This window comes from Syntrophales bacterium, assembly GCA_023228425.1.
Taxonomy (GTDB): Bacteria; Desulfobacterota; Syntrophia; order Syntrophales; family UBA2210; genus MLS-D.
Map to the genome: position 1 here is coordinate 88,322 of JALOBE010000001.1, position 15,712 is coordinate 104,033.

At 56.3% G+C, this 15,712-nt stretch carries 13 protein-coding genes; 9 read left to right on the top strand and 4 right to left on the bottom strand.

The features are described from left to right. Nucleotides 1–87: 87 nt before the first annotated feature. Together M0Q23_00435 and M0Q23_00440 are read right to left on the bottom strand one after the other, a co-directional pair. On the bottom strand, nucleotides 88–1,371 hold the full coding sequence (locus M0Q23_00435) for an NAD(P)/FAD-dependent oxidoreductase (protein MCK9527114.1): 1,284 nt from the start codon (nucleotides 1,369–1,371) through the stop codon (nucleotides 88–90). A gap of 146 nt (nucleotides 1,372–1,517) precedes the next feature. Then, nucleotides 1,518–2,816 carry an OFA family MFS transporter gene (locus M0Q23_00440; protein MCK9527115.1) on the bottom strand — a complete coding sequence of 433 codons (1,299 nt, stop codon included), beginning with the start codon at nucleotides 2,814–2,816 and terminating at the stop codon, nucleotides 1,518–1,520. Nucleotides 2,817–3,080: 264 nt separating this feature from the next. Here M0Q23_00440 and M0Q23_00445 point away from each other — a divergent pair, with 264 nt between their 5' ends. Then, complete coding sequence (locus M0Q23_00445; GenBank protein ID MCK9527116.1) at nucleotides 3,081–4,781, top strand: acyl-CoA dehydrogenase; 1,701 nt, start codon at nucleotides 3,081–3,083, stop codon at nucleotides 4,779–4,781. A 24-nt stretch (nucleotides 4,782–4,805) separates the two neighbouring features. Here M0Q23_00445 and M0Q23_00450 read toward each other — a convergent pair whose 3' ends face one another. Further along, complete coding sequence (locus tag M0Q23_00450) at nucleotides 4,806–5,747, bottom strand: TIGR01212 family radical SAM protein (protein MCK9527117.1); 942 nt, start codon at nucleotides 5,745–5,747, stop codon at nucleotides 4,806–4,808. A 162-nt stretch (nucleotides 5,748–5,909) separates the two neighbouring features. Between M0Q23_00450 and mnmG the strand changes: the two genes are divergently transcribed. From mnmG to M0Q23_00485, 7 genes are all read left to right on the top strand, one after another. After that, nucleotides 5,910–7,826 (top strand): tRNA uridine-5-carboxymethylaminomethyl(34) synthesis enzyme MnmG, encoded by a 1,917-nt coding sequence (mnmG, locus tag M0Q23_00455; protein ID MCK9527118.1) that lies wholly within the window; start codon nucleotides 5,910–5,912, stop codon nucleotides 7,824–7,826. Next, complete coding sequence (locus tag M0Q23_00460) at nucleotides 7,826–9,082, top strand: UDP-N-acetylglucosamine pyrophosphorylase (GenBank protein ID MCK9527119.1); 1,257 nt, start codon at nucleotides 7,826–7,828, stop codon at nucleotides 9,080–9,082. Before mnmG ends, M0Q23_00460 begins: the two co-directional genes overlap by 1 nt. Nucleotides 9,083–9,101: 19 nt before the next feature. After that, nucleotides 9,102–10,376, top strand: a complete 1,275-nt coding sequence (locus tag M0Q23_00465; protein MCK9527120.1) for an ATP-binding protein — start codon at nucleotides 9,102–9,104, stop codon at nucleotides 10,374–10,376. 22 nt (nucleotides 10,377–10,398) lie between these two features. Beyond that, nucleotides 10,399–10,632 (top strand): hypothetical protein, encoded by a 234-nt coding sequence (locus tag M0Q23_00470; GenBank protein ID MCK9527121.1) that lies wholly within the window; start codon nucleotides 10,399–10,401, stop codon nucleotides 10,630–10,632. 80 nt (nucleotides 10,633–10,712) lie between these two features. Beyond that, on the top strand, nucleotides 10,713–11,729 hold the full coding sequence (locus M0Q23_00475; protein ID MCK9527122.1) for a biotin--[acetyl-CoA-carboxylase] ligase: 1,017 nt from the start codon (nucleotides 10,713–10,715) through the stop codon (nucleotides 11,727–11,729). A gap of 176 nt (nucleotides 11,730–11,905) precedes the next feature. Beyond that, the gene (gene radC / locus M0Q23_00480) at nucleotides 11,906–12,637 is read left to right on the top strand and encodes a DNA repair protein RadC (protein MCK9527123.1); all 732 of its coding nucleotides are present in this window, start codon (nucleotides 11,906–11,908) and stop codon (nucleotides 12,635–12,637) included. Between the two features lie 61 nt (nucleotides 12,638–12,698). Then, complete coding sequence (locus tag M0Q23_00485; protein ID MCK9527124.1) at nucleotides 12,699–14,036, top strand: hypothetical protein; 1,338 nt, start codon at nucleotides 12,699–12,701, stop codon at nucleotides 14,034–14,036. Here the strand turns inward: M0Q23_00485 and M0Q23_00490 are convergent. Then, nucleotides 14,024–14,950 carry a peptidase MA family metallohydrolase gene (locus M0Q23_00490; GenBank protein ID MCK9527125.1) on the bottom strand — a complete coding sequence of 309 codons (927 nt, stop codon included), beginning with the start codon at nucleotides 14,948–14,950 and terminating at the stop codon, nucleotides 14,024–14,026. The two genes, M0Q23_00485 and M0Q23_00490, sit on opposite strands and share 13 nt — an antisense overlap. Nucleotides 14,951–15,149: 199 nt before the next feature. Here M0Q23_00490 and M0Q23_00495 point away from each other — a divergent pair, with 199 nt between their 5' ends. After that, entirely contained in the window at nucleotides 15,150–15,440 is a 291-nt protein-coding gene (locus tag M0Q23_00495; protein ID MCK9527126.1) for a GIY-YIG nuclease family protein, read from the top strand. Nucleotides 15,441–15,712: the final 272 nt, after the last annotated feature.

Below are 15,712 nucleotides of genomic sequence, written 5' to 3' on the forward strand. Positions count from 1 at the left end.
TAGGACTATATCTACATGAATGCCCGTCGAGAATCAATGTATTTTTAGCCTGTTTCACTGAAAATGGAAGGGTGGTACAGGCAACGCTTAAGAATGTCTGTCTCGCAGCACGAACCGGGAGGCTGAGACTCCCGCCAGGTATCCCGTTGAAAAGGCCGCCTGCAGGTTGTATCCTCCCGTGTCGGCGTCCACGTCAAGAACCTCCCCAGCGAAGAAAATGCCTGTACCACGTCGTGAATGCATCGTTTTTGGATCGATTTCTTTCAGGGAGATACCGCCGGCCGTCACTATTGCCTCGGCGACAGGACGGTGACCTGTCACGGTGAGCCGGAAATCCTTCAGCCATAGCCGAAGCCGAAGCCGCTGACGGGCTGTCAGCTGGTTTGCCTGTTTTGCGGAAGGAATCCCTGTCATATCGATACACAAGGGAATCAGCAGGGAAGGGATCAGTCCTTTGAGAACATTCCTGAATTGTGTTTTTCCACGGGCCTCGAAATCACGAAGAAGCCGCGCGTCGAGTTTCTTCTCATCAAGAGCGGCCTTCAAATCGATGGACAGTTCGACCCTCTTTCCGTCTTTCAGGGCATCGACGGCACGGCCACTCAAACTGAGTATGATGGGCCCGGAGAGACCGAAGTGGGTGAAGTTCAATTCACCAACCCCGGAATGGACTTTCTTCCCATCCAGTCGGAGGGTCGCTCGAACGTTTTTTAAACCCAGCCCCTGCAGGCGCCGTGCGCTGTCCCCCTCCGTTTCCAGAGGAACCAGGGCGGGGCGCGGAGGAACAATGGAGTGGCCGACGGAACGGGCAAGGCGATAGCCGTCACCGGTGGATCCTGTCAGGGGATAACTCAGCCCCCCCGTGGCAATGATAAGGGCATCGGCATGAAGATCCTCCTCGGTTCCGGAAGTCAGGTCAAGCACGCGCAATCCCCTGATTATTCTTTCCTTCTCAAGAATCTTCACGGCCCGGGTCCGGAGAAGAGTCCGTACACCCTGTCGCTGTGTCCAGTCGATCAGAGCGTCCACCACCTCCTCCGCCCTGTTGCCGGCGGGAAACACGCGACCGCCCCGCTCCGTCACCGTTGCGATCCCCAGAGATTCCAGAAAGGCCATGAGATCGAGGACAAAGAACTCGTGAAAGCAGGGTTTGAGAAACCGCCCGGCAGTTCCAAAGTGAGGGACAAATTCGTCCAGGGAGCGGTTATTTGTGATATTGCATCGCCCCTTACCGGTTATGCGCAGCTTTCGCCCCGGCCGGTCCATGGTTTCCACAAGCGTCACCGGGGCGCCCAGCCCAGCCGCTGTTCCGGCGGCCATCATGCCGGCGGGACCGGCTCCGATAACGATAATTCCCGGTATGCTTGTCATTGGCCGGCGCTTGCTTTCCTTCAAAGAGCGGTTCACCACGTCGGCATGTCCGGGCGATCCGACGACCCGCACCGGAACGACAGGACGGTATCCCGGAGCATACCCGGGATGCCGTCCTGTTTCAACGGGACCGCGGAAAAACCGTACTATCGGTTCTTGCTCCGGGGAAGCCGATACACCAAGGCTATCACCAGGCCCACTGTCAGCAGCAGGGACGCGATGAAGAGCGCCTGGTCCTTCATCCTGGCAAAGACAAAGGGACCGATCAGGCCCGCCGCGCTCCAGGCTGTGAGCATGACACCGTATACTTTTCCTATGTAGGTGGGTCCGAAGGAATCCGCCGCGTAAGCGGGCATGGTGGCAAAACCTCCGCCGTAGCACGCGAGAAGATAGCAGGCCACAACCATAAAGAGATAATAGCTGTTGATATACCCCAGGGCAATCAACAGATAAAGGACCGCCTGGGTGGCAAACATGATGGAGAAGACCGCTTTTCGGCCGATATTATCCGATATTTTAGCCCAGAAGAGTCTCCCCAGACCGTTGAAGATAGCCGAATAGGCAACGACGGCTCCTCCAGCCGTTGCCAGGACGACGGCGAGGGCCTCCGGTGCAAGGTTCGGGTCCGCCAGGGGGCGATACAGATCCTGCGCCAGGGGGGATAACTGGGAGATCAGTCCCAGTCCCGCGGAAATATTAAGGCAGAGCATGGCCCAGAGCATCCACCACTGGGGGCGTCGGACGGCTTCACCGAAGGTGAAGGAGTCGGCGGCGGATACCGTTGCAGTCGACGGTGTAAAGCCGGCCGGAAGCCATCCCGCGGGAGGGTTTCTGAAGAGCCGGGCCGACGCGGTGACGAGGACCAGGAAAATAATACCCCAGATGTAAAACGTGTTTGCGACACCCGAACTGAGTATGACACCATCTTCCACCACCCTGAAATGGGCTATCATGGGAGGGGCTATCCGACCCATGAAAAAGGCACCGAGGCCGAACCCCATGACGGCCAGCCCCGTTACAAGACCCCGCTTGTCGGGGAACCACCGGACAAGGGTTGCAATAGGGGTGACATACCCGAAGCCGTTACCGAGGCCGGCGATGAGGCCGAATCCCAGGTAGAGCAGAACAATGTTTCCCGACTGGTCGGCAAATCCTGCCAGAAGGGTTCCCAGACCGAAGAGGACGCCACCGATAGTAGCCACCAGTCTGGGCCCGTACTTGTCGACGAGGGACCCTCCGAATGCGGCGGCCAGGCCGATAACCAGCATCAGGATCATGAAGGTAACCTGGATCTGAAAATCATTCTCCGGACTGCCCCACCCATGTTTGTTCATCAGAGGAATTTTAAATACCGACCATGCGTAGACCGTGCCGAGGCAGAGTTGAATGACAACGGCAGCGCCGGCGATCCACCAGCGTTTCATTTCCAGATTATGTTCAGACATGGAAGCACTCCTTCATTCGTGTATTGAATCGTTCCCTTCATTCCCGGCTCCGGGGGAACAGACGGTACGATACCGGTGTGGAGCCGGTGCATATTTACTCTTTTTTGGGGGTTGTGTCAAAGAAAGACACCCCCTTCCAGATTCGTGCTCTTCTCTTGACACCATGATGAGATGAGCCTATAGTTTCAACTAGTTTCAAGCAAACAATCCTGACGAACCCGAAAAAGCCGACCCCGCATCACGATACCCCTTAGGAGGCCCGCCATGATTTTGCTCAACCCCACGAAGCACCGGCGACGGTATCCCGATGAGCCGTCCCGGGACATCATGCTCAAAACCATCGAGTTTTTTGAAACGAAGGGAAAAACAAAACTCAAGGAAGACGACCGTGACCGGGTCTGGTATGACGACTTTCTGGAGTTCATCAAAAAAGAAAAAATCTTCGCACGACTCCTGACGCCCTCGAAATACGGTCCCGATGAGAGCTACCGCTGGGATACCTGGAGGAACTGTGAGTTCAATGAAATCACTGCGTTTTACGGACTTCACTACTGGTACACCTGGCAGGTGAGCATTCTCGGTCTCGGACCCATCTGGATGAGTGATAACGAGGAGGTCAAGAAAAGGGCCGCGGAATTGCTCGAGGAAGGCGCCATTTTCGCCTTCGGGCTTTCAGAGCGTGATCACGGGGCCGACATATATTCCACGGAAATGACCCTCACACCCCAGCCTGACGGGACCTGGCTGGCCAATGGTGAAAAATATTATATCGGGAACGGCAACAAGGCGGAAATGGTCTCCACATTTGGCAGAACATCCGACACCGGAGACTATGTCTTCTTCATTTCGAACTTTCGCCACAAGCAGTACGAACTGCGGAAAAACATCGTCAATGTCCAGTCTTACGTCGCCGACTTCAAACTCACCAACTATCCCGTGACGGAGGCCGACATCCTGAAAAAAGGCCCCGGGGCCTGGGACGATATGCTCAACACAGTAAACGTGGGCAAGTACAATCTTGGCTGGGCCTCCATCGGAATCTGCACCCATGCCTTTTACGAAGCCATAAACCACGCGTCGAACCGGAAGCTCTACGGGATGTACGTCACCGACATGCCCCACGTGAAACAGATGTTCACCGATGCCTATGTCCGCCTGGTGGGAATGAAGCTTTTCGGACTTCGGTGCGCTGATTACATGAGAACGGCCCATGCCGGGGACCGGCGTTACCTGCTTTATGACCCGACCATGAAGATGAAAGTCACTACCCAGGGTGAGCAGGTAATTGACTTGCTCTGGGACGTCATCGCCGCCAAGGGATTTGAAATGGACACCTATTTCGAGATGGCCACCCGGGACATTCGGGCGCTTCCCAAACTAGAGGGGACAGTCCACGTGAATATCATGCTCATCGTCAAGTTCATCAAGAATTACCTCTTCGATCACCATGAGTTTGAACCTGTTGGAACCATCGACGATATGAAAAGTGACGATTTTTTCTGGAACCAGGGACCGGCGAAAAACCTGGGCAGTGTCCGCTTCCATGACTATTCAAAGGCGTACGATGCTTTCGATCTTCCCAACATCAGCATTTTCAGAAAGCAGATCGATCTCTTCAAGGAGATGCTCATAACCGCCATGCCCGATGAGAGTCAGATGCGAAATCCGGATTTTATGCTTACCCTGGGTGAAATGTTCACCCTCATAGTCTACGGACAACTGATTCTGGAAAACGCTCCCTTGTACGGCATCGACAAGGACATAATCGACCAGATGTTTGACTGCTATGTCAGGGATTTTTCATCCTTCGCCCTGGAGATGCATAACAAGCCTTCGGTAACGCAACAGCAAATGCACCACTGTCTGAAGCTGATAGGCAAGCCCGTGGTAGACGAAGCACGGTATGACAGGGTCTGGAACGGGTATGTCATTGCCCTCAAGAATGCCTATGAAATGAATCCCTGAAGATACCGGGGCCGGCGACGGGGATCAGCGATGAACGAGAGCGGCGCCCTGGAAGGTATTCCGGCGATCCAGTTCGTCGTCAATGGCGTTCAGCACAGCCAGCTTATTTTTCCCCCACTCGGGGGCCAGGAAGATGTCCCGGTAGCCGTCCGCTGTGAGACGCTGAATCACGATCTTCGGAGGCAACACCTCCAGTATGTCCACCACGGTGGACACGTATTCCTCCCGGGTCATCATCGGCAGGGCTCCTGTCCTGTAGAGGCGTCCGGCTTCAGTTCCGTCCAGGGCCAGCAACAGGTGTATCTTGATCCCGTCGATGGGCAGATCTGCCAGGAACCGTGCGGTTCGCATCATGTCGTCCCCGCTCTCGCCGGGAAGGCCCAGGATAATATGAGCACAGATATAGATGCCCCGCCCGGCGGTTCGTTCCACCGTATCGACGAAGGCCGCCGCGTCGTGACCACGGTTGATGGCCCGCAGGGTGCGGTCATGAGCCGACTGGAGACCGTATTCGATCCAGACGTGGCGCCCTTGATCGGCATAACGCTGAAGCAGGTCGATGACATCGTCGGCAATGCAATCCGGCCTCGTTCCAACGGAAATGCCGAGCACGCCCTCCTGGGCAAGAGCCTCGTCATAGAGCGCCTTGAGGTGCGGGAAGGAACCGTAGGTATTTGAAGCCGTCTGAAAATAGGCGATATACTGTGTTGCCCCCCGGATACGCCTGTAGAGCTCTCTTCCGGCGGCTATCTGTTCGCTCACCGTGGGCAGGGGACCTGACTGGCGGAGACGGGAATACCGCCCGTCGCAGTAGATGCAGCCTCCACAGGCGATGGACCCGTCACGGTTGGGACAGGTGAAGCCCGCGTCTATCTGTATTTTGAAGACCCTGCAGCCGAAGAGATCGAAAAAAAAACTTTTCAGGTCCCGATAGCGTTTTCCGGAATGATGCCGGTTTGGTTCCATCCCCAAATCGTCCTTTGCCCTGGAAGAAACGATTCATGCATCGTAGTAAAGTACTGTCGTTAATTCAAGAAACAACCGTCACTTATAATTTCCTTGTTTTTTAAAATTTCATGATAGTAGTATTATAGTTTATTCGTGTGCGGATCAACAACGGATATACCCATGGCAGGCAAAACAGGCTTTGATATAATTGTTGTCGGCGCGGGACACGCCGGTTGCGAGGCGGCATTGGCCGCCGCCCGGATGGGCTGTGACACGCTCCTTTTCAACATAAATCTTGACTCCATGGCCCTCATGTCATGCAACCCGGCCATCGGAGGTCTCGGCAAGGGTCAGATCGTCAAGGAAGTTGATGCCCTGGGTGGTGAAATGGGCAAAATAGCCGACCTGACGGCTTGTCATTTTCGTCGGCTCAATGTCTCCAAGGGACCAGCGGTGCAGTCCACCCGGTGCCAGTGCGACAAGCAGCTCTACCGCCTGGCAATGAAGCAGGTTCTGGAGAGACAGCCGGGACTGGCGCTTCGTCAGGGTCTGGTTGAAACATTGGTTGTCCGGGACGGCCGCGTTCGGGGCGTCCTGGACAACACGGGCTTTTTTTCCGAGGCCAAAGCGGTGATCATCACGGTGGGAACCTTCCTCAACGGCCTCGTTCACATCGGCATGTCCCGGCAGCCGGCCGGCCGTGCGGGGGAAATCGCGTCGATCCGACTGGCCCAGAATCTCCGGGAACTGGGGTTTGTCATGGGACGGATGAAAACGGGCACACCGCCACGGCTGCGGGCTTCAAGCATTGATTTTTCCGTCATGGAACGACAGGACAGCGACCCGGACCCACGACCCTTTTCTTTCAGCACAACGCGGCTCCGGGAGGAACGCCTGCCCTCCTATTTCACCGCTACCAGCAATGAAACCAGGCGCATCATAATCGACAACATCGGCCACTCTCCTCTTTATTCCGGTGCGATCATGGGCAGCCCCGCCCGGTATTGTCCATCCCTTGAAGACAAGTTCATGCGTTTCGCCGACAAGACGAGTCATCCTGTGGTCCTCGAGCACGAAGGTCTTGAAACAGAAGAAATCTACGCCAAGGGCCTGGGAAACAGTCTCCCCCTGGAGCTCCAGGATGAACTGGTCCGTTCCGTGCCCGGTCTGGAAGAAGCGGAGATCATGCGGAGCGCCTATGCCATCGAGTACGACTACATTCAGTCCACCCAACTGGCGCCGACCCTGGAGACGAAACTGGTGCGAGGCTTGTACCTTGCCGGACAGCCCAACGGCACCTCAGGGTATGAAGAGGCAGCCGGGCAGGGGATTCTGGCGGGAATCAACGCGGCCCTGGCAGTGCAGAAACGGGAACCTTTCATTCTCGACCGATCGGAGGCCTACTTGGGGGTTATGGTCGACGACCTGGTGACGCAGGGTGTCGACGAACCCTACCGCATGTTCACCTCCCGCGCGGAGTACCGCCTTATGCTGCGAGAAGACAACGCCGCGGCCCGCCTCATGAAACGGGGCTTCGAGCTTGGACTGATCACCAGGGAACAGTACCTGGAGATGGAGGAGACGGAACGTCGAATCAGAGAGGGGATCGGGACACTCACATCCCGGAAGCTCTACCCCCTGCCGGAAACGAATCGCCTTCTTGAATCCCTCGGAACGGAACCCCTGAAACAGGCAGTCACCTTCTTCCAGATTCTGAAACGGCCGGGCATTACCTGTGACGGCCTGGCGGGCCTTGAAGGATGGGAGGGAATGGGTATCGAGGGCGACGATGTGAAACGGCGGATCGAGACGGAAGCCAAGTACGAAGGCTACATTCAGCGTCAAAAGGAAGACGTTAAACGCTTCAGGGATCTGGAAGGGAAAAAACTGCCACCCGACATTGATTACAGCATGATCCCCAGCCTTTCAAGGGAACTGGTCAAAAAGCTCAGTGCCGTACGGCCATCGTCCCTGGGCCAGGCTAAGCGAATACCGGGGATGACCCAGGGAGGTCTTTCGGCCCTCCTGATATTCTCCCGGAAAATCAATGCGGCGCGTGAGCCGGACAACAGGAACCAACAGGAGACAGCATCATAGTGACTATGCACATACCCGAAAAGACACGGCTTTTAATGGACCGTGGCGTTACCGTTCACAACCCATCGACGGTATATGTCGGCGACGAGGTTATTCTGGAAAGAATATCCGGAAACGGCGTGGTGATCTGGGGAGGTACCCGCATACGGGGCCCGAAGACCCTCATCTCAGCCGGTTCCCGGCTGGGGGAAGAGGGCCCGGTTACTCTCGTCGACTGCCGGTTAGGACAGTCGGTGACTCTCAAGGGGGGAGGGTTCAGAGAGTCCCTGTTCCTCGAGGGGGCCTCCGTGGGTTCGGGAGCACAGGTCCGGGAGGCCTGCCTGCTGGAGGAGGAAGCCGGCGCTGCTCATTCCGTGGGCCTGAAGCAGACTATTCTGTTTCCCTTCGTCACGCTGGGAAGCCTGGTCAATTTCTGTGACTGCCTCATGGCAGGCGGCACCGGTCGGAAACACCACAGCGACGTGGGAAGCTCCTACGTGCACTTCAATTTCACGCCCAATCAGGACAAGGCAACAGCATCCCTCGTCGGTGATGTACCCCGGGGTGTCATGTTGCGGGAGCGGCCCATTTTCCTGGGCGGTCAGGGAGGACTTGTAGGACCCGCCCGGGTCGGGTACGGGACAGTGGTTGCCGCCGGAACAATCCTGCGGGAAGATCTGGGTGACGATTGTCTTTACTACGGAGATAGCAGGAGATCGGCGGGCTCGCGGCCCTTTTATAACGGGTTTTACGGCAACCAGGAACGTATCATTATGAATAATATCAATTATATAGCAAATCTCGTAGCCCTGCGGGAATGGTACCGTCTGGTGCGGCGCCCTTTTTTCGATGACTCCGAGTTCGGTCCCGCTCTCTACGAAGGGGCCATGGACATCCTCGACATGGCACTGAACGAACGCATAGGACGATTCGGCGAGCTTGCACAAAAAATGGATCCTTCCGCCGGCAACGCCGAACCATCTTCCTCCGGAAGCGGCGGGACGGGCACTACTCCCCTGCGGCAGCCATTGAACAGGGTCTGGCCCCATCTGAGGGACTTCTTCTCCTCCATCGAATCCCGCCGTTTCGACACGAAGCACAGTGATGCCCTGTGCCGAGTACTGGCACAGAAAGAACATGAAGGGCACGGCACCTCCCGCTACCTGGAGGCGATCCGTTCCCTTGACAATGCCATGGCGGCCCGTGGAACAGCCTGGCTCAAGGGAATAACGGAGCAGGTCGCAACACAGGCCCGCACGCTGCTATACAAGGCGTGAGAACACAGAGGAGCTCCCAATGAACCTGTTTCTGGCATTTCTTTTCGGTCTCGTCATATCCGCCGCTGCCGGCCTGGGGTATGCTTACCGGCAAAAGGCGGAGCGTGAACGAATGATGCGCAGCATAATCAAAGGATCGCCCATTCCGACCTTCGTCATTAACAGGGATCACACCGTGATTTACTGGAACCAGGCCCTCGAGGCCCTGAGCGGTGTCAAGGTCAGGGATATCGTGGGCTCAAAGGAACACGGAAAGGCATTCTACGGGAAAGAAGGTCCCTGCATGGCGGACATGATCGTCGACGAATCGCTCAAACCCGATTCCGACTGGTATCCATCCTCTATCAGGAAGTCACCCCTTATCAGAGATGCCTATGAAACAACGAAGTTCATCAAGGAAATGGGGGGAACCGGACTCTGGGTCCGCATCACCGCTGCGGCGATACGTGATTCCCGGGGCAGAATCACGGGAGCCATCGAAACTCTTGAGGACATAACCGACAGCAAGCGCTCTGAAGAGGAACTGATCCGGAGCAAAAAAATCGAGTCCCTGGGAACCTTTGCAAGCGGCGTGGCAAGAGATTTCGACAGCCTCCTGTCGGCGGTTTTGCGTAATATCTTCCTGGCAAAAATCTCGGCGGACGATGAAAATAAAATGCTCGAAGAGGACTTGGCCATCGCGGAAAAGGCGGGTCTGCAGGCAAAAAAACTCGCCCACAAACTGATCACCTTCGCCAAGGGAGGGTTTACCGTGCGGCAGATTGAACCCATTGACGGCATTCTCCGCGAACTTGCCGATTCGATGGACAAGCGGGAGGACATCATCTGGCGGATTTCACTTCCTCCCGACCTCTGGTCCGTCTATGGCGACGGCAAACAACTCCGGCAGGCCTTCAAAAACATCATTGAAAATTCAATCGAGGCCATGCCCCACGGCGGGTACATCGAACTGTCCGCCCAAAACGTGGTTGTCGGTCCTTACATGCCGTCCCTGCCGCGGGGAGACTACGTGAAAGTATCCATCACGGATCGTGGCTCCGGCATCAATGAGAAGGATATGCCCCGCATTTTTGATCCCTACTTTACGACAAAACGGGACGGCGGTCGGGGGACGGGTCTTGGACTCGCCGTTTCTCATTCCATACTGAAGAATCACGATGGCCTGATCACTGTCGAATCATCGGAGCAATCAGGGACAACCTTCGATGCTTACATTCCCGTCAAACCACCCGATGTTTCGGGGGATACCCCCGGAGAGGAGGAAACGCCGGAAGCCGGGGAAACAAGAGTTTGATTTTTTTACGAGGTTATCAATCATGATACTCATAGTGATCGTCGTAGCCGTGGCCGCGCTCCTCTGGTTCTCCGCCGAATCCATCTACGAATCGCACCTGAGGGCAAAAGACCGGCATCCCGTCATGTTTTCAATAACGGGCATCAATTCAAAGTACATCGATGACCGCAAAAAGTGGATCAGACAGTTCCGGTGGCAGCTGGTGCTGGTAATTATTCTGTTTCTGGTGGTTCTCCTCGCCCTGTATCTGCGCTGATGCCTGTTCAGGATGTATTGTCAACCCAATTGTCGTTTTATGGTTGACAAATACATTCAGAGCAGGATACTCGTCTCTCTATGAAACGAGCCATATTAACCCGCCTCAAGGAGGGATGCACCGTCTCGGGTGAAGTCCTGGCCGCTGAGTTGGGTGTCTCCCGGACCTCCATCTGGAAATACGTCAAAAAACTACGCCTGGAAGGGTACCGTATTTCCTCCTCGCCCCGAAGGGGCTACGCGCTGACCGGTGTCCCCGACCGCCTCCTGGCCGATGAAATCGCATCGGGTCTCGAAACCCGCACGGTGGGTCGAAACATCGTCCTCTTCGAAATGCTGTCTTCAACACAGAACCATGCGAAAAAGTTGGCATACCAGGGAAGCGCTGACGGGACATTGGTGGTAGCGGAAAGGCAGACCGACGGCCGGGGACGACTGGGCCGTTCCTGGGCCTCGCCTCCCGGGGGACTATATTTTTCCCTTATTCTCCGTCCCCCCGTCGACATCGTCGATGCCTGCCGGATTCCCCTGGTTGCCGGCGTCGCCCTGCTCAGAGCCATCGGGCGGCACACAACGCTGCGGCCCCGGCTGAAATGGCCCAATGATGTTCTTGTCAATGATCGCAAGACCGCGGGCATTCTGGCGGAAATGAGCGCCGAAGTGGATCGTCTCGACTGGATTGTCCTCGGAGTCGGAATCAACGTCAACACGCCACCCTCTGAATTCCCCGAGGATATTCGGGAGAAGGCGGGCTCGCTGGCGGGGAACAATGGAGCAGCGGTGTCGGGAGTGAAGCTGCTCCAGGACAGCCTTCGTGAACTGGAACAGGCTCTCGATACGTTTGGTTCGGACGGATTTGAACCGTTCCGGCGGCAGTGGAAGGACCAGAACTGCACCATGGAACAACGGGTCACGGTGACAGGGGGAAGGGAGGCCATAGAAGGACGAGCCGTCGATATCGATAGCGACGGAGCCCTGGTTCTGGAGTGTGACGACGGCATCAGGCGAAGGATTTTCACCGGCGATGTGTCCTTCGCAGAAGCGACTGAAGGCGCTTTCCCGAAGAACAGGCGCCCGGACCGCCCTGCCCGGGCTTGACATGTCCGTCGACTGTCGCTAGTAATAGTGCTGTTGAAATGACGTTTCACCAACACCCGCCGCAAAACTCTCTCCGACACCCTGTGTGCTGTACCGACCGTTTCCGGACAGTCCCCTGACGTTTTCTCAGCCCCATCGTGAAAGCCAAAAAACATCTCTACGAGGAGGGCTGCATCATGCCGAAACAACGGGGATATTCTCTTTCGATCCGCCAGTGGTCGAAAGACGACCGTCCCAGGGAAAAACTGCTGAAATATGGAGAGCAGACTCTCAGCAATGCGGAACTTATGGCCATCATAATCCGCACGGGAACGCCGGGCAGAAGCGCCGTCGATATTGGCAGAGAGGTGCTTCACCGCTTCAGGAGCCTTCGGGCCATGAGCGATGCCGATATAACCGAGTTCAGAGAAATCGCGGGGTTGAAAAACGCCAAGATCGCCCAGATCAAGGCCGCCGTCGAGTTGGGCCGGCGCATGCACAGCGAGGAAAAGAGCGTCGAGCAGCCTGTGCGCAACTCATCCGACGTGGCGGAACGGCTCATGCCCCTCTTGCGGGATCTCAAAAAAGAACGGTTTGTTGTGCTGCTGCTGGACCGAAAAAACGTTATCGCCGACGTCATTGAAATCGACCAGGGTACCGTGGACCAGGCAAATCCCCATATACGGGAAATTCTCCAGCAGGCCATCAGGAAAAATTCCGCGTCCATCATCGTTTCGCACAATCATCCGTCCGGTTCCGTCGAACCGAGCGATCAGGACAGGCTGTTTACGAAAAACCTCGTCATCGCCGCCCGGGCAACGGGGATCTGCTGCTTTGACCACATCATTATCGGCGACAACTGTTATTACAGCTTCGCCGACGAGGGACTCATGAACGCCTACGCAATGGTTGCGAAAGGGGATCCCTGAAGGTATCATGGCAGTCAGCCGTCCGGATCGACGGCAAGCCGCGCGCAGAGGAAGCAACAACATGAAAGGAAAAGACTCCTGCAACGTATTCATCATCGGGTCCGGACCCGCGGCACTGTTCGCCGCGATCAGACTCGAAGAGCTCGGCATGGAGGGAATCATCATAGCCGACCGGAACAGCTATCCCGCCGGGGGACTCCTGAACGACGGAAAGCTGAATTTTGATCATCGGGTGGGCATCGACCTGGAGGAGCTTCAGATCGACATCGGACGAGCTCGGGAGCTCATGGAGTCGATGAAAAAGATCCTGACGGGTTTTCCTCACCTGCGGCAGGTCACCTTTACGGACAGACATGAAACCGTCGATGTATTACGGGAAATCGCCCGCGAACAGAACGTGGAATTTATTGCCCCCGAACAGTGGCATTGGGGAACGGACAATGGAAAGGCCGCTGTGGATTACCTTCGGAACCGCCTGAAAAAAACCATATTTTTCCTTGGAACGGAAGTCATATCCATTGAAAAGGCCGGCAAGGGGATATTCGACCTTCTGCTTCAGGACGGCACCAGGAAGTTCCGCCATTCAGCCCGGGTGCTCCTGGTCGCGCCGGGGCGCAGCGGAGCCTACTGGTTCAGGGACAGAGCACGGAAACTGGGTATTGACAACCGGTTTGGACCTATCGATGTAGGTATCCGGCTGGAACTCAACCGGTCCATTTATGATCCCGTCACCTCCCATGTCTACGATCCCAAATTTATATTTCTTACGGCCGGCCATGGTGACCGGGTGCGCACATTCTGCACCAATCCGGGGGGCCGGGTGCGGTTTGAAGCCTACGAGTCCTTCAAGCTCGTGAACGGCGACGCACTGCACCGAAAAAAGTCAGGAAACACCAATTTCGCCCTTATCAACACGGTGGCCCTCACAGAACCCTTTTCCGACACCACCGAATTCGGACGAATGATAGCCCGGCAGTTTTTTCTCCTCGGCGACGGCACGCCCATCGTCCAGCGCGTGGGTGATTTCAGAGAAGGAAGACGAAGCACCCGGTCGACCTTCAACAGTAAAATCCGCCACTTCGATTTTTGCAAGGCCTCCTGTACTGCTGTCCCGGGAGACATCGGCCTGGGAATGCCCGCTCGAATCATGGACAACCTGTGGGAAGCTCTAAAAAAAATGGACAAGATCGTCCCCGGGATCCTCCACCCCTCCACCCTGATGTACGCGCCGGAGATCAAATTTTTCGACACCAACTTTCCAACCACGGCTGATCTCGAGACGAACATGGCGGGCCTGTTCGTCGCCGGTGACGGAACCGGAAAAAGTCGGGGCATCGTGGGTGCCGGAATTTCGGGAATCATTGCCGCCGAAGGACTGTTCAGAAACTATTTTTCCTGACCTGTGTCATCTCCTTCATCGAACCGTCTGAAATCCCTTTTTCGTTTCATAGTCCGGATAAACGCAGCGACCAGGAGCAGTGCGGCGCCGACGAAAAGCAGCTCGTAGAGATAATACCCCGCAAAGGCTATCCAGGAGGCCCGTCCCCTGACGTGGTCGTGCCAGCGGCGTTCCAGTTCATCAAGGGAGATACCGAGGCTCCCCGGCACCGCCCCGTCAATGTCGTCGCCCCGGCGAAGACCCTCGAGAATCCCCTGAAGACCCTCACGGCCGTAGTCTCTGAGTATGAACTCGACGATGCTTTTGCTCGCCTCGTATGACAGCAGAAGTTCCTGCTCACTCGCGGGAAATGATGTCTCCATGTGACGCAGGGGGATGATGTTGCCCGTCCTGACCGCCCTGGAAACCAGAAAAGGATTCCGTTTCATAAGGATTTCCGACATGCCGTCGCTGGTCCACTGGGCGACGCCTTCATCGAGCCATCGTGGCAGTCTCGGACTATCTATGTGCCGGTGGAGAAGCAGGTGACAGAGTTCATGCTTCAGGGTGTGTTTCAAGGTAGAAGACCGCAGAGTCATGCGGGAATGGTCGATAAGAATGAGTTGCTTCCGGGGAATCGCCACGGCAGCCACGTGATCGGAACCCGCCATGCGAACGAAGGTTCTCCTGTCCGCCGTGAGGACCACCGCCGGAGACTCCGGAAGCCGCCAGCCCAGGACAGCCTCAAGTTCCCGGACCAGGTCCCGGAAGGAAGCTTCGATTTCGAGTGCCGACGCTTCCAGGGAGTCCTCATAGTAGACGGTCACATCCTGAGAGGCAAGAACCTGGAGCTCTTTACATCCGGACGAGACAGGAATCACAAGGACAAGCACGACGGCCGCGGCGGCCAGGATGGCTCTGGGAGAATATTTCATCGAAGGTTCTTTCTGTCCCGTTGCATTCCGGTCCCTTCCGGCGGTCATGGGGACCTTCGTGAGGACTTTTTTGCCGGTTATGCAGAGAACTCGGCACCGAAAAGCAACAGGACGGCTCTTGTGTTGCGCTCAACCCCCGTATAGGGTAATGGGTCAGGAGGCATGGCGACTTCAAGTGACTTTTGAGAGACGATCAGGTATGGAGCAGACTTGGTATGTCTACATTATACGCCGCGCCGATGGATGTCTTTACACCGGTATCAGCACCGATCCGCACAGGCGTCGAGTCGAGCATGAACGGGGCGGAGGGCGGGGGTCACGTTATCTCAGGGGGCGAGGTCCGCTGGAACTGGTCTTCATTCGTACCGCAGGAACCCGGTCGGCTGCCATGAAACTGGAACGGACCATCAAGAACCTGTCCCGGGCCGCGAAACTTTCCCTGATCAGCGGTTCGTCCATCACCGAGCCCCCTGTCGATACCGGGGAATGACAGAGCTCTCCCTCAAAAATGATGATCTCGTACAAAGCGCCCGGCCCGCCTCCGGCGGGCCTGCATCATACAACTGACGTGCCATACGCGGGCATCGTCGAATATGGGCTCACCGGCACAACCGGAGGCCGTGGAAAATCTTCAAAAAAGGGCCACGGAACTCGGCTGTACGCCGGTACAGGCAACGCTCCCAGCTCCGGAATTATGCGCTGCATGATGTCATACACGTACGCCTATGGTACGGAGAAGTCGCAAAACGTCCGGTAGAGGAC